This window comes from Streptosporangium fragile, from assembly GCF_039534445.1.
Taxonomy (GTDB): domain Bacteria; phylum Actinomycetota; class Actinomycetes; order Streptosporangiales; family Streptosporangiaceae; genus Streptosporangium; species Streptosporangium fragile.
On record NZ_BAAAVI010000041.1, the window covers coordinates 46,846 to 59,674 of the forward strand.

Annotated in this window: 15 protein-coding genes; 8 read left to right on the top strand and 7 right to left on the bottom strand. The window is 73.2% G+C overall.

Annotated features, from left to right (window positions below; all coding sequences use genetic code 11):
• Positions 1-92 precede the first annotated feature (92 nt).
• The 3 genes from ABD841_RS25185 to menB form a co-directional block, all read right to left on the bottom strand.
• Positions 93-575 (bottom strand): YflT domain-containing protein, encoded by a 483-nt coding sequence (locus ABD841_RS25185; protein WP_344976628.1) that lies wholly within the window; start codon positions 573-575, stop codon positions 93-95.
• Positions 576-683: 108 nt separating this feature from the next.
• Entirely contained in the window at positions 684-2,339 is a 1,656-nt protein-coding gene (gene menD, locus ABD841_RS25190; RefSeq protein WP_344976631.1) for a 2-succinyl-5-enolpyruvyl-6-hydroxy-3-cyclohexene-1-carboxylic-acid synthase, read from the bottom strand.
• 246 nt (positions 2,340-2,585) lie between these two features.
• On the bottom strand, positions 2,586-3,440 hold the full coding sequence (gene menB, locus ABD841_RS25195; RefSeq protein ID WP_344976736.1) for a 1,4-dihydroxy-2-naphthoyl-CoA synthase: 855 nt from the start codon (positions 3,438-3,440) through the stop codon (positions 2,586-2,588).
• Positions 3,441-3,554: 114 nt separating this feature from the next.
• Here menB and ABD841_RS25200 point away from each other — a divergent pair, with 114 nt between their 5' ends.
• From ABD841_RS25200 to ABD841_RS25210, 3 genes are all read left to right on the top strand, one after another.
• Positions 3,555-4,733 (top strand): AMP-binding protein, encoded by a 1,179-nt coding sequence (locus tag ABD841_RS25200; RefSeq protein ID WP_344976635.1) that lies wholly within the window; start codon positions 3,555-3,557, stop codon positions 4,731-4,733.
• A gap of 49 nt (positions 4,734-4,782) precedes the next feature.
• Positions 4,783-5,166, top strand: coding sequence for a hypothetical protein (locus ABD841_RS25205; protein WP_344976637.1), 384 nt, complete (start codon positions 4,783-4,785; stop codon positions 5,164-5,166).
• A 188-nt stretch (positions 5,167-5,354) separates the two neighbouring features.
• Complete coding sequence (locus ABD841_RS25210) at positions 5,355-6,779, top strand: RNA polymerase sigma factor (RefSeq protein ID WP_344976640.1); 1,425 nt, start codon at positions 5,355-5,357, stop codon at positions 6,777-6,779.
• Positions 6,780-6,918: 139 nt separating this feature from the next.
• Here the strand turns inward: ABD841_RS25210 and ABD841_RS25215 are convergent, their stop codons facing one another.
• A complete protein-coding gene (locus ABD841_RS25215) occupies positions 6,919-7,506 on the bottom strand; it encodes an NADPH-dependent FMN reductase (RefSeq protein ID WP_344976643.1) in 588 nt (195 codons plus the stop codon).
• A 154-nt stretch (positions 7,507-7,660) separates the two neighbouring features.
• On the opposite strand from ABD841_RS25215, the gene ABD841_RS25220 reads away from it, so the two are divergent.
• Both ABD841_RS25220 and ABD841_RS25225 read left to right on the top strand, forming a co-directional pair.
• Positions 7,661-8,131, top strand: a complete 471-nt coding sequence (locus tag ABD841_RS25220; RefSeq protein WP_344976646.1) for a MarR family winged helix-turn-helix transcriptional regulator — start codon at positions 7,661-7,663, stop codon at positions 8,129-8,131.
• Positions 8,132-8,249: 118 nt separating this feature from the next.
• Positions 8,250-9,068 (top strand): class I SAM-dependent methyltransferase, encoded by an 819-nt coding sequence (locus ABD841_RS25225; protein ID WP_344976649.1) that lies wholly within the window; start codon positions 8,250-8,252, stop codon positions 9,066-9,068.
• 161 nt (positions 9,069-9,229) lie between these two features.
• On the opposite strand, the gene ABD841_RS25230 is transcribed toward ABD841_RS25225, so the two are convergent.
• Complete coding sequence (locus ABD841_RS25230; protein WP_344976651.1) at positions 9,230-9,631, bottom strand: hypothetical protein; 402 nt, start codon at positions 9,629-9,631, stop codon at positions 9,230-9,232.
• Positions 9,632-9,782: 151 nt separating this feature from the next.
• On the opposite strand from ABD841_RS25230, the gene ABD841_RS25235 reads away from it, so the two are divergent.
• Positions 9,783-10,370, top strand: coding sequence for a TetR/AcrR family transcriptional regulator C-terminal domain-containing protein (locus tag ABD841_RS25235; RefSeq protein ID WP_344976654.1), 588 nt, complete (start codon positions 9,783-9,785; stop codon positions 10,368-10,370).
• Between the two features lie 369 nt (positions 10,371-10,739).
• Positions 10,740-10,931: a DUF5999 family protein gene (locus ABD841_RS25240; protein WP_344976657.1), complete on the top strand. Its 192-nt coding sequence runs from the start codon at positions 10,740-10,742 to the stop codon at positions 10,929-10,931.
• A gap of 11 nt (positions 10,932-10,942) precedes the next feature.
• Here the strand turns inward: ABD841_RS25240 and ABD841_RS25245 are convergent, their stop codons facing one another.
• Positions 10,943-11,548, bottom strand: coding sequence for an alpha/beta hydrolase family protein (locus tag ABD841_RS25245; RefSeq protein ID WP_344976660.1), 606 nt, complete (start codon positions 11,546-11,548; stop codon positions 10,943-10,945).
• A gap of 100 nt (positions 11,549-11,648) precedes the next feature.
• On the opposite strand from ABD841_RS25245, the gene ABD841_RS25250 reads away from it, so the two are divergent.
• Positions 11,649-11,999, top strand: a complete 351-nt coding sequence (locus ABD841_RS25250; protein WP_344976662.1) for a hypothetical protein — start codon at positions 11,649-11,651, stop codon at positions 11,997-11,999.
• A 37-nt stretch (positions 12,000-12,036) separates the two neighbouring features.
• Here ABD841_RS25250 and ABD841_RS25255 read toward each other — a convergent pair whose 3' ends face one another.
• Positions 12,037-12,819 (bottom strand): tetratricopeptide repeat protein, encoded by a 783-nt coding sequence (locus ABD841_RS25255; protein ID WP_344976665.1) that lies wholly within the window; start codon positions 12,817-12,819, stop codon positions 12,037-12,039.
• Between the last annotated feature and the right edge of the window lie 10 nt (positions 12,820-12,829).

The following is a 12,829-nucleotide window of genomic DNA, read 5'->3' on the forward strand; positions in this document are numbered from 1 at the left end:
CGCACCTCGGCGTACAGGTCGCCGGGGGCGGCCCCGCCCGCGTCTCCGTCCCGCGCAGGTCCTTCGCGGTACCTGCCACGGGAGACGCCGGGTCAGATCTGCTGACGGACCTGCTGGGGCAGTTCGATGTTGAGCAGCCTGCGCGCCTCGGCGGCGTGCGGGGCCGCGACGAGCAGGTTGTAGCGCTCGGCGACCAGGGCGTCGGCGGACAGGAAGTCGCGCTTCCCGCCGGACATGGCGTGGGCGATCAGGCCGAAGACCGCTCCGGCCACGGCGCCCCAGAGCAGGCCCCACAGGGCCAGGGTGAGGAAGAGCCTGCCGGGCGTGAAGATCCCGAGGAACAGGCCGATCAGCAGACCGAACCAGGCACCGGAGGCGGCGCCCATGCCGGCCGCCCGGAGGTAGGTCAGCCGCCCGAGCACCCGCTCGACGAGCCGGAGGTCGACCCCGACGATCATGGTGTGCTCGACCGGGAACCGCTGGTCCGACAGCCGGTCCACGGCCCGCTGGGCTTCGGCGTAGGTGCCGAAGGTGGCCACCGTCTCGTGGGCGGACAGGTTGATGTCAGGTCGCATGGTGCTTCCCTTCACGCTGGGTCTTACCACCCACCGTGACCGGGCGGCCACGCCCGCACATCCCCAGACCTGACAGTCACCACCGACGCGGGAGGAGGCGGGCGGGGGTCACAGGACGTCGCGGACGGCGGCGTGGGCCGCGTCGCGCATCATGGCGTGCAGCACCGCGTTGGACTCCCGCTCGGTGCGGACCTCCACGACCCGCACCCCCTCCCCCTGCAGCGCCTTGGCCAGCTGGCCCGGCTCGTCGACGAAGGTGTACGGCGTGCCGGTGGCGGCCGCCACATAGGCCAGGTCGACCCCGTGCGCGGTGCCGAAGACCCGCTCGAAGGGGTCGCGCAGCGCGGCCTGGGGCAGCAGCGAGAAGATCCCCCCGCCGTCGTTGTTGACCACGACCAGGCACAGGTCGGGGCGGGGCTCGCGGGGGCTGAGGATCAGCCCGTTCTGGTCGTGCAGGAAGGTCAGGTCGCCCATCAGGGCGTAGGCGGGGCCGTTGTGGGCCAGCGCGGCGCCCATGGCGGCCGAGACCACGCCGTCGATGCCCGCGGCGCCCCGGTTGGCGAGGATCCGCAGGCCCCGCCTCGGGCGCATGGCCTGGTCCAGGTCGCGGATCGGCATCGAGGAGCCGGAGAACAGCAGCGACCCGTTGGGCAGCGCCTCGGCCAGGTCGCGGGCCAGGCGGGGCTCACTGAGCCCGCCCCCGTCCAGCACCTCGTCGATCGCGGCCCGGGCCGCGGCGTCGGCGCGGCGCCAGGAGTGCAGCCAGGCGTCGTCGCCCGCGGCGAACGGGATCTCCACCGCCTGCGCCACCTGGGTGGCCGAGCGGGTCGGGTCGGGCCAACGGGTCATGTCGGGGGCGACCACGATGTGCTCGCCGGCCTGTCTGATCCAGCCGAGCAGCGGCCGGGACAGCCCGGGACGGCCCAGGGTGACCACCACGTCCGGCCGGTGCCGGTCGGCGAACTCCGGGGTGCCGAGCAGGAAGTGGTAGGTGGACATCGCGTGGTCACCGTAGCGGGCGCCGCCGTTGGGCTCCGACAGGACCGGCCACCCGGCCATGCCCGCCGCGGCCACGTACCGGCGCGTGTTGGTCGCGCCGTCGCCGACGACCAGCACGCCGCGCCGGGTCGGCGGCAGGTGCAGCGCGACCGGTGGGGAGGTCACCCTGGCCCGGACCCACGGCCCGGCGGCGTCCCCCTCCAGCGACTCGCACCAGGAGGCGTCGCCGTCCGGGATGAGCGGCTCGCGGAAGGCCAGGTTCAGGTGGACGGGGCCGGGGTCGTACGGGCCCAGCGAGCGCTGGTAGGCCCGGCAGGCCAGGGAGCGCCAGTAGGCGACCTGGCCGGGACGCTCCTCGGGCACGCCGACCTCACTGAACCAGCGGACGGACGTGCCGTACAGCTTGACCTGGTCGACGGTCTGGCTGGCGCCGGTGTCGCGCAGCTCCGGGGGCCGGTCGGCGGTGAGCACGAGCAGCGGCACGCCCGACTCGTGCGCCTCGATGACCGCCGGGTGGAAGTTGGCCGCCGCGGTGCCCGAGGTGCAGATCAGCGCCACGGGGCGTTCGCTGCGCCGGGCGAGGCCCACGGCCAGGAAGGAGGCCGAGCGCTCGTCCACCCGCACGTGCAGCCGGATGCGGCTGTCGGCGTGCACGGCCAGGGCGAGCGGGGCCGAACGGGAGCCGGGTGCGAGCACCACGTCCGTGAGCCCGCAGCGGGCGAGCTCGTCGACCAGGACGGTCGCGAGCGCGGTCGCGGGGTTCACCGCACCGCCTCCTTAGCTTCGCACCCGGGGGGGTGAATCCGTTTCGAGGCCCGCGGGGGCGGCCTCGTCCACGGCGGGACCATGGGGGCCGGGCCGCCCGCACCACGTTATGGGATCTCACGATAGCCGCGCGACGCGCCGCCCGGCCGGTCGCGGCCGCGCGGGGCCGGTGGGACGGGGCGCGGCGGGAGCGGCCGGGACGGGGCGGCGCGGGAGTGGACCCTAGGGGCGGCGCGGGAGTGGACCCTAGGGGCGGCGCGGGAACCGGCTGAAGTCGGGGGCGCGCTTCTCCTTGAAGGCGTCGCGGCCCTCCTGCGCCTCCTCGCTCATGTAGTACAGCAGGGTGGCGTCACCGGCGAACTGCTGCATGCCGGCGGCCCCGTCGGTCACGGCGTTCAGCGCGCCCTTGAGCATGCGCAACGCCAGCGGGGACTTCTCCAGCAGCTCTCTGGCCCACCTGACCGTCTCGGCCTCCAGCTCGGCGAGCGGGACGACCGCGTTGACCAGGCCCCAGTCGAGCGCGGTCTGCGCGTCGTACTGGCGGCACAGGTACCAGATCTCGCGGGCCCGCTTCAGGCCGACGGTCTCGGCCAGCAGCCAGGAGCCGTAGCCGCCGTCGAAGGAGCCGACCTTGGGGCCGGTCTGGCCGAAGACGGCGTTGTCGGCGGCGATGGACAGGTCGCAGCAGACGTGCAGCACGTGGCCGCCGCCGATGGCGTAGCCCGCGATCATCGCGATGACCGGCTTGGGGCAGCGGCGGATCTGGACCTGCAGGTCGAGCACGTTGAGGCGGCCCACGTGCGGGGTGGACTTGTCGACGTAGCCGTCGTCGCCGCGGATCTTCTGGTCACCGCCGGAGCAGAAGGCCCGGTCGCCGGCGCCGGTGAAGATGATCACACCGATCTCGGAGTCTTCCTGGGCCACGTTGAAGGCGTCCCTGAGCTCGAAGAGCGTCGTCGGGCGGAAGGCGTTGTGCCGCTCCGGCCGGTTGATCGTGATCTTCGCGATGCCCTCGGCCGTCTCGTAGATGATGTCCTCGTACTGACCGGACCGCTTCCAGTCGACCGCTCCGCCCCGCTCCGGAACCGCCCCGTCCGCCACCTGCTCCGCCGCGCCCGGCTCGACCCGCTCCGTGCCCACGATCGCTCCGCCCCCTCCGCTGTGCCGGGGGCCGTCCCCGGCTGTTGTCCGGCTTCCGGCACTAACCTTACGACCATGGTGACCGTTCCTGTACACGAGGAGTGGCCTTCCGCTCCCCGGGAGCTGCACGCCGTCGTGTCCGCGCCCGGCCCCGCGCTGTTCCGCCTGGTCGGCGCGGCGCTCGGCGGCGACGGCCCCGCCATCCTGCCCCTCTCCCCCGCGCTGCCCGCCCCGGCGTTGCGGGCGACGCTCGACGCGCTGCGTCCCACCCACGTCGACGGGGAGCGGCGCGAGGGCGGCGTGGGCGTCCCCGCCGAGGTGGCCGTGGTCATCGCCACCAGCGGGTCGACCGGCGTCCCGAAGGGGGTGCAGCTGTCGGCCGCGGCGCTGCGCGCCTCCGCGGCGGCCTCGCTGCGCCGGCTGGGCGCCCGGCCGGGCGAGCGCTGGCTGTGCTGCCTGCCGCCCTCGCACGTGTCGGGACTGCAGGTGCTGGTGCGATCGCTGCTGGGCGGGACCGAGCCGATCGTGCACGACGGGTTCTCTCCCGAGGCGGTGCTCGCCAGCGGTGCCGACCACGTCTCGCTGGTGCCGACGCAGCTGCGCCGGCTGCTCCACGCGGACCTGTCGGTCTTCCGGACGATCCTGCTCGGCGGGGCCGCCGCCCCGGCGGACCTGCTGGCGGCGGCGCGGGCCGCCGGTGCCCGGGTGGTCACCACGTACGGCATGAGCGAGACCTGCGGCGGGTGTGTCTACGACGGGGAACCGCTGGACGGCGTACGGGTCGGCATCGGCGACGACGGCCGGATCCGCCTTTCGGGGCCGATGCTGTTCTCCGGCTACCGGCTCCGTCCCGACCTCACCGGGGCGGCGCTCGACGGCGGCTGGTTGCGCACCTCCGATCTCGGCGCCCTGGAGGACGGGCGGCTGCGCGTGCTGGGGCGGGCCGACGACGTGATCAACACCGGTGGGGAGAAGGTGGTCGCCGCGGCGGTGGCCGCCGTCGTGGCCGACCATCCCGCCGTCACCGACGCCGTGGTGGTCGGGCAGCCCGATCCCGAGTGGGGCGAGCGGGTGGTGGCCGTCGTCGTGTCGCCGGATCCCCCGTCCCTGGCCGAGCTGCGCGCCTTCGTCAAGGAGCGGCTGCCCTCCTACGCGGCCCCCGCCAGGCTTGTCGTCCTGCCCGAAATACCACTTTTGGTCAATGGCAAGCCAGACCTCGAAGCGCTCCGTTATGGTCGTGTCGGGGAACCGTGAGGGCGTCACCGCGCGTCCAACGGACAGCCGAACAGGAGGGACGAGCTCGATGAAGGTGACCCGCAAGACCTTGGTCTCCGCCGGGGTCGTCGGCGTGGTCCTCGCCGGCGGCGTCTCCGTCACGGCGGCCGCCTCGGAGGCGGGCGTCCGGGGGGCCGAGGTCGGGAGATCCACGGGCGCGAAGGTGAGCACGACCCCGCACGACACCGAGCCTTCCGTGGCCCCGCACGACGCCGAGCCCCCCGGGAGCACGCCCGGCGAGGAGCCGTCGCCCTCGACGCCGGAGACTCCGCCCGCGGAGGATTACATCGTGTCCGAGGAGGTCAACCCGGATTCGGGGGCGGTCCTCGACTACTGGACCGAAGACCGCCTGGAGGAGGCGGAGCCATTCCCCCTGCCCGCGGGGGAGGGCCAGCTGGAAGTGCACCGATAGCCGCGTTTCCCGGCGCTCTGTAGGGGTGGATCGCCTTCGCGGCGATCCACCCATCATATTTTCCGCGTCAAGTCGGGAACAGAAAGTTCTTGCAAGGGGTTATTGGTACTGGTGCGCTGAGCGGCCCCCAGACCGCCCCACCCCGACAATCTGTAAGAAGACGACTCCGTGATGGAGGAGGTGTCCTCATGCCCCAAACCGCCGTGGCGACCTCGTCAGAGGCCCCGACGACCCTCGAGCAGCTTCTTGACCGAGGGCGAGTCCAGGGCCACCTTTCACTCGCGGAGCTGCGTCACGCCTTCGCTGAGGCGGGTGTCAGCCCCACCGAGGGCAGGGCGATCCTGCGCGAGCTGACCGAGGCCGGCGTCAGCCTGGCGGCCGACAACGAGCCCCCGCTCGGCGCGACCGCCGGCAGGTCCGCGGCCAGGACCGCCACCCGCAAGACCGCCACCCGCAGGGCCAAGGCCGCGCCCGCCAGGAAGGCCGCGCCCGCGAAGACGGCGGCCCCGGAGGCGGAGGCCACCGAGACCGCCACCGCGCCCGGGACCCGGAGGACCGCCCAGGCCAAGGCGCAGGCCGAGCCCGCGCCCAAGGACCTCGACGAGTTCAAGGACGCCGCGGTCGACCTCGACGACGAGGAGTGGGCTGCCGCCGAGGAGGACCTGGAGGCCGAGCCCGCGCTCGACCTGGACGACCAGTCCTCGGTGATGGGCGACTCGGTCCACACCTACCTGAAGTCGATCGGCCGCCGCACCCTGCTCACCGCCGCCCAGGAGGTGGAGCTGGCCAAGCGCATCGAGGCCGGCCTGTACGCCGAGGCCAAGCTCGAGTCGGAGCCCGGCCTGTCCGCGGCCATGCGTGACGACCTGGAGTGGATCGCCGAGGACGGCCGCCGGGCCAAGGACCACATGCTGGAGGCCAACCTCCGCCTGGTCGTCTCCGTCGCCAAGAAGTACACCGACCGGGGCATGGCCCTGCTCGACGTGGTCCAGGAGGGCAACCTGGGCCTGATCCGGGCGGTGGAGAAGTTCGACTACACCAAGGGCTACAAGTTCTCCACCTACGCCATGTGGTGGATCCGCCAGGCCATCCAGCGGGGTTTCGCCGACTCCGCGCGCACCATCCGCCTGCCCGTGCACGTCCTGGAGATGCTCTCCAAGCTGTCGCGCGTCGAGCGCGACATGCACCAGCGGCTGGGCCGGGAGCCCACCCCGGAGGAGCTCGCGGTCGAGCTGGACAAGACCCCCGACCAGATCGAGGAGCTGCTGCGCACCAGCCGCCAGCCGATCAGCCTCAACGCCACCATCGGCGAGGACGGCGAGACCACCATCGGCGACCTCATCGAGGACGTCGACTCGCCCGAGGCGTCGGAGGTCGTCGACCGCCAGCTTCTCGGCGAGCAGCTGCGCGGCGTGCTCGGCAACCTCTCGCCCCGGGAGGCCAAGATCATGGCCCTGCGCTTCGGCCTCGTCGACGGCAAGCCGCACACCCTCGACGAGATCGGCAAGCACCTGGGCCTGACGCGCGAGCGCATCCGCCAGCTCGAGAAGGAGTCGCTCTCCAAGCTCCGCCACCCCAGCAACACCCGGCCGCTGCTCGACTGGGCCAGCTGAGCCGCCCGTCCGGCCCGGACGGATCACCGGGCCCCGCTTCGAAGGGCGCCGTCGCGAGACCTTCCGGTCCGCGGCGGCGCCCTTCGCCGCGTCCGCCGTCCGGTGGACGCGCCGTCCCGGCGGGCGGCCTTCAGGCCCCTCAGTCCTCGGCGAGGTCCGGATCCCGCAGGGGGCGCAGCGCGACAGCCAGGCGGGCGAGCTCGTCGAGCATGGCGGCCGAGGCCGCCGTCATGACCTCGTTGGGCCGCAGGCGCTGCTCGTCGTCGAGGAACGTCCGCACGAAGGGGATGTTCACCGCCTCCACCACCGGGACCATCTTCAGCGACGCCACGACCGGCTTGAGCATCTGCAGCGCCCGGGTGCCCGCGGCCACGCCGCCGTAGCTGACGAAGCCGACAGGCTTGTGCTGCCACTCCTGGTGCAGGTAGTCCAGCGCGTTCTTGATGGCCGCGTTGAACCCGTGGTTGTACTCGGGAATCACGAAGACGAACGCGTCGGCGCGGTCGACGGCGGCGCTCCACTCCCTGGTGTGCCGGTGCTCGTAGCGCCGCAGCCGGGGGTGGTGCGGCTCGTCGAACAGGGGCAGGCCGACCTCGGCCAGATCGACGAGCTCGGGCTCGAAGCCTTTGTGCGCGACGGCCTCGTCGAGGATCCACTCGCCCACCGGCAGACCGACCCGGCCGGGCCTGGTGCTGCCGATGACGATCTGGAGAACGGGTTTGCTCATGGGAGATCTTCTTTCACGGGTCGCGGTGGCCGTTCCGCGGAGGGCGGCTGTGGCGGGCCGCTCGGGACGGGGCCGCCCGCGACATTTTGCTGATGCATCAACATACATATCGAACATACGTTGATGCGTCAACATTCCGGGCTACGATGGGGGGATGACCGACCCGCGGTGGCTGAACGAGCGCGAGCAGCGCATGTGGCGTGCCTTCCGGGACATGAATCGGCGGCTGGAGGCCGTCATGGGCAGGCAGCTCGACGAGGCCGGACTGTCCCCCGCGGACTACAGCCTGCTGGTGCCGCTGTCGGAGGCTCCCGGGCGGCGGCTGCGCGCCCGCGAGCTGCGACGGGGAATCGGCTGGGACCGGAGCCGGCTGGCGCACCAGATGCGCCGGATGGAACAGCGCGGGCTGATCGCCCGGGAGGAGTGCCCGGGCGACGCCCGGGGCACCGTGATCAGGCTCACCGGCGAGGGTCTGCGGGCGATCGAGGAGGCCGCTCCCGGCCACGCCGAGACCGTCCGGCGCCACTTCGTCGACCTGCTGACGGACGAGGAGATCGACACCCTTACCGCGATCGCCGACCGCGTGCTGCGCCGCATCGCCGCCGACGGCCGGCCGCCCGGCTAGCGCGGCCGGTCCACGCCCCGGCGGGGCCGGATGTTCGCCATCCGCGAGATCACGTCAATGAATTTCATTTCCACATTAGGATGAGCGGCCACTCCCGGACGACAGACAGGAGAAGCCGTTGAAACCCGCCGACGTGGGAACCGTCTTCGACAGCACGGACGCCGAGTTCGCCGAGCTCGGTCCGGTGCTCTGGAACCCGATCGGTGCGGCCACCGTCGCCGCGGCGCGGATCCACCCCGGCGAACGTGTCCTCGACGCCTGCTGCGGCGCCGGCTCCTCGGCGATCCCCGCCGCGGCCGCCGCCGGGCCCGAGGGCCGGGTGGACGCCGTGGACCTGGCCGGATCGCTGCTGGAGCACGGCCGCCGCCGGGCCGCCGCCGCCGGAATCGGCAACCTCGTGTTCACCAGGGCCGACGTGACCTCGTGGGCGCCCGCCGGGAACGAGCCGTACGACCTGGTGCAGTGCGTCCACGGGGTCTTCTTCCTCCCCGACATGGACGCCGCGGTCTCCCGCCTGATCGGGCTGCTCCGGCCCGGCGGCCGGCTGGTGGTGACAACCTGGGCCAGAGGGGCGATGGAGGACTTCGGCCGGGCCTTCTCCACCGCGGTCGAGAAGGTCCGGGGAACGCCCGGCCAGGCGCCGAACAACCGTGACTCGGTGACGCGCATCGACTCCGAGGAGAGCCTCGGCGGGTGGATGACCGGCCTCGGCCTGGAGCGGGTCACGGTCACCCGGTCACCGCTGTCCCTGCCGCTGGACGACTCCCTGGCCTGGACCCTGATCCTCGGCAGCGGGTTCCGGGGCCTGCTGAACGGCCTGGACGACACCGCGGTCGAGCGCGTCCGGACCATCCTGTCCGGACTGCTCCGGGAGCGAGGGCTGCGCACCCTGGACGCCACCTCGCTGATCGGCGTGGGCGTCAGACCGGCGGAGTGACGCGGGGCGGGGCCCACGCCGCCCCGCCGCACGACCCGTCAGGGGCGGAACGCGCCCGGGGGCGTCGCCGGCCCGGCCGGACGGGAGACACCTCGCCGCCCGCCACGGCGGCACGCGGTGGCCGGACAGGGGGAAGGCCGCCCCGCCCGGGCCGTGCGGGGTCAGCGGGCGGTGGCGGTGACCGGGCGCGGAACGCGGGCGATGCCGGTCAGGCGGTTCTGCTCGCGGAGGGTGCGCAGCCGATCGACCTCGGCGCTCCACTCGGCGCCCTTCGGGGTGGCCTTGCCCTTGCGGCGGCGGAGGCGGTCGTCGTACGCCTTGATCCCGAAGGTGGCGCGCTGGTTGGCCTCGGCGGCGCGGAGAGCCTCGGTCAGCGCCCGGTCGAAGGCCAGCCCGGCGGCCCGCAGCTCCTCGACGGGAGCGGCGGCGGCCTGTACGCGGCGCAGCTCCGCCTCGGCGGCGCGCGCCTTCTCCAGGAGCTCGGGGAAGCTCTTCCCGACCTCCTGGTCGGCGTGGTGGCGAACCTCCGCCTCCCGGCTCACACGCGGTCGGAAAAACGCCATCGTCTGCCCTTTCTCGCCTGTTGCCGGGCCTGCTCCGGCAGATCACCGCTCGTAGCCTACGCCGTCCGCCCCCGCCGCAGGTACTCGGGGACCGGCGCGACCGGCGTGGCATCCTTTACGCAGTAAGGTTACCGGTGACAGGATGGGGGCCATGCCTGCCAAGCGACCGCCCATCCCCCTGTCCCGAGAGCGCATCATCGACGCGGCACTGCACATCGCCGACAGCCAGGGGCTGCGGCGGCTGACGATGCGCCGGCTGGGCGACGCGCTCCAGGTCGAGGCGATGGCCATCTACCACCACCTGCCCCGCGGCAAGGACGCCCTCATGGACGCGCTGGCCGAGCACGTCACCGCCGTCCACGTCGAACCGGGCGGGAGCTGGCAGGAGAGCGCGCGAGCATGGTGCCGGGCGAGCCGGGCCGCGCTCAGGGAGCACCCGGGGGTGCTGGCGCTCGCGCTGACCAAACCGCCGAAGGGGCGGGCGGCGAGCGCGATCAGAGAACAGACCGAGCAGCTGGCCGAGGCGGGGCTCGCCGACCCGGCGGGCGCGGTGCGGGCACTGCGCGCCTACGTCTTCGGCGCGGTGGCGGTGGAGGTCCAGCGGTCGGGGTGGGCCGAACCGTCGGGCGACGGGGACGAGCCCTGGCGCCCCCCGTCCCGAGGCGGCGGCAGCCCGGAGGCGGACGCCGACTTCGAGCTGGGGCTGGAGGCGCTCCTGGCCGGCCTGACGGGGCGTTGACGCACGTCAGCAAGTTGTGACCGATCATTTATCCGCAGGTCGGCGTGTCGCGCTTGGCCGGATATCGTGACATGAGGCATGCTGTGTAATAGGTCACACCCCCGGCAGAATCCCAACGGACTGACCCTCCCGCAGTTCGCAAACAGTCCTAACGGGCTATGTCGCCGGAGTGGGATCGGTCACACACTTGATGTGCGGCCTCACTCCGTTCGGGGCACGCACAGTCATATGTCAACATCCACCTGCTCGTCCCCCGTCATGCGTGGGAACGGAGTCCCATGGGTGACGGTGCTCGCCGGACATCCGATGCCGACCCCTGTCCCGACGCCGACTCCGGCGAGCCGACACGAGAGATCCGGAGGCACGCCGATGTGCCCGCATGAGCCGGCCTGTCCGCCAGCTGACGCACTCGACCGCGAAGCCGCCCGCACCCTGGCGGCCCACCCAGAGCAGGGCTGGAGCCTGCTCTGCAACGGTGTGGTGCTGTTCGAGGACACCGGCGAGCTCCTTCCCAACGGCGCCGTCATCGAGCCGCACCGGCCGCTGGCCGGCGTCTCCTGACCGCCGCCCCATCACGCCGAGCCTGATCGCATCCTCACATCGAGCCAGTCGGCGACGACCCCGCCCACCCGTACGGGGTCTTTCTTGAAATCGTGCCCCTCTCCCGGCAGCACCACCAGGCGGGCGGCGTCCGCCGCCTCGGGAACGCCGAAGGGATCACGATCACCGTTGACGACGAGCACGTCGACACCCGCCGCGCGCAGCTCTCCGGCGCGGGAACGCTCCGGTCTGCCCGGCGGGTGCAGCGGGAACGCCAGCGCGACGACCGCCTCGGCCCCGACCCGCGACGCCGTGCGGCAGGCGACCCTGGCCCCGTTGCTCCGCCCGCCCTGCACGAGCGGCAGCCCCGGGTAACGCCCGCGGATCCCGGCCGCCAGCACCTCCCACGCCTCGTCCTGTTTGACCGCCGGGCCCGGTGCGCGGGCGCCGCGCACCCGGAACGGCTGGAGCACCCTGGCGACCACTCCGCCGATCTTCACGACCGCGTCCCGTACGGCCAGCAGGTCGGGGGCGTCCACTCCCCCGGCCGAGCCGTGGGTCAGCACGAGCAGGAAGCGAAGGTCGGCCACCTCGTCGATCTCCGCCACGGCAGGACCGTGCGGAGTCGCGATCTCCATGGTCGTCGGTGTGTCCGCGGGGGACACCGGCTCGGAAGCAGACACGGATCTCGTCCTAACGGCTGATGTCAACAGGTGGGCGCGGGTGAACAATCGGAGCGTGCAGGACCACCACGATATCCGTCAGGACATGCGCGCCACCGTCGAGGCCCGGCGCCACCTCGGCCCCGAGTACGAGGCCGCTCTCATCGAGTCGTTCGTGTCGCGTCTCGACGCGACCATCGCCCAGCGCGTGCGCGCGGAGATGCACGCCGCCGGGGGCCCGGCGCCCGGCCGGCAGCGCAAGAACGGCGGCTCGCTCGCGATCGCCCTCGGCTCGATGGGCCTGGGCATCCCGCTGACCGGCATCGCCGCCGGAGAGGCCGGGACCGCCGGGCTGCTGCTGACCTGGGGAGGAATCGTCGCGATCAACGTCGCCCACGCCCTCGGCCGCTGGCGCGCCCGCGACTGATCCCGGCCCGCCGGGCCTCAGCGGTCGCGGCCGGAACTCAGAGGTCGCGGTCGAGCCGGAGCCGGACCTCGCCCGCGAGATCCTCGTCGGGGCTCTCCAGGCCGTAGCGCCACACACGCTCAGCGTCCTCGTCGCGCCCGCGCAACGGCAGCGTACGGGCGAGGAGTTCGATGGCCAGCGCACCGGTCTCGGCGTCGCACCCCTCCTCGATCGCACCGGAGAACTCGGCGCAGGCCAGCTCCAGGTGGACGATGCCGAGCATCACCCGCAGCCGCGACGCCTCCGCCACGCCGGGCACCGACAGCGCCTCCAGCAGGACCTCGGCCGCGGCTCCCGCCTCGCCCTCCTCCAGGAGGATCTCCGCCAGCCGCTGGGCGGCGCCGGAGGCGATCTCCGGGTCACCGGTGGCCAGGGCGTCCCGCAGGGAGCGCTCGGCCTCCTCGGTGCCCGTGGCGAGCCTGGCGAGCGCCATGTGCGCCAGCGGGACGTAGGTGGGGTTACCGGTGCCGAGCGCGGCCTGCCAGGCGGCCCTGGCCTGGTCGGGCAGGTCCTCCCGCTCGAAGCTCCCGGCGAGCAGGCACGCGGCCTGGGCGGCGAACTCGGGGTGACCGGTCGCCAGCGCGGTGCGCGCGGCCGCACGGGAGCCGGGCACGTCCCCGCGCTCCTCCAGGACCACCGCCAGGCCCACCGCGGCCTGGGCCAGGTCGGGGCCGCCTGGGTCGGCGACGAGCTCAGCGAAGATCGTGGCGGCGCCGTCGAGATCGCCCGACTCGGCCAATCTCCGCGCGGTTTCCAACGGAGGCGTGTCCACCTCTGGCATGCATGATCCT

Bases quoted from the DNA above. Each gene is read 5' to 3' on its own strand.
- ABD841_RS25185 (WP_344976628.1), bottom strand. From the start codon at position 575: ATGCGACCTGACATCAACCTGTCCGCCCACGAGACGGTGGCCACCTTC.
- ABD841_RS25200 (WP_344976635.1), top strand. From the start codon at position 3,555: ATGGTGACCGTTCCTGTACACGAGGAGTGGCCTTCCGCTCCCCGGGAG.
- ABD841_RS25205 (WP_344976637.1), top strand. From the start codon at position 4,783: ATGAAGGTGACCCGCAAGACCTTGGTCTCCGCCGGGGTCGTCGGCGTG.
- ABD841_RS25210 (WP_344976640.1), top strand. From the start codon at position 5,355: ATGCCCCAAACCGCCGTGGCGACCTCGTCAGAGGCCCCGACGACCCTC.
- ABD841_RS25215 (WP_344976643.1), bottom strand. From the start codon at position 7,506: ATGAGCAAACCCGTTCTCCAGATCGTCATCGGCAGCACCAGGCCCGGC.
- ABD841_RS25220 (WP_344976646.1), top strand. From the start codon at position 7,661: ATGACCGACCCGCGGTGGCTGAACGAGCGCGAGCAGCGCATGTGGCGT.
- ABD841_RS25230 (WP_344976651.1), bottom strand. From the start codon at position 9,631: ATGGCGTTTTTCCGACCGCGTGTGAGCCGGGAGGCGGAGGTTCGCCAC.
- ABD841_RS25235 (WP_344976654.1), top strand. From the start codon at position 9,783: ATGCCTGCCAAGCGACCGCCCATCCCCCTGTCCCGAGAGCGCATCATC.
- ABD841_RS25240 (WP_344976657.1), top strand. From the start codon at position 10,740: ATGTGCCCGCATGAGCCGGCCTGTCCGCCAGCTGACGCACTCGACCGC.
- ABD841_RS25245 (WP_344976660.1), bottom strand. From the start codon at position 11,548: ATGGAGATCGCGACTCCGCACGGTCCTGCCGTGGCGGAGATCGACGAG.
- ABD841_RS25255 (WP_344976665.1), bottom strand. From the start codon at position 12,819: ATGCCAGAGGTGGACACGCCTCCGTTGGAAACCGCGCGGAGATTGGCC.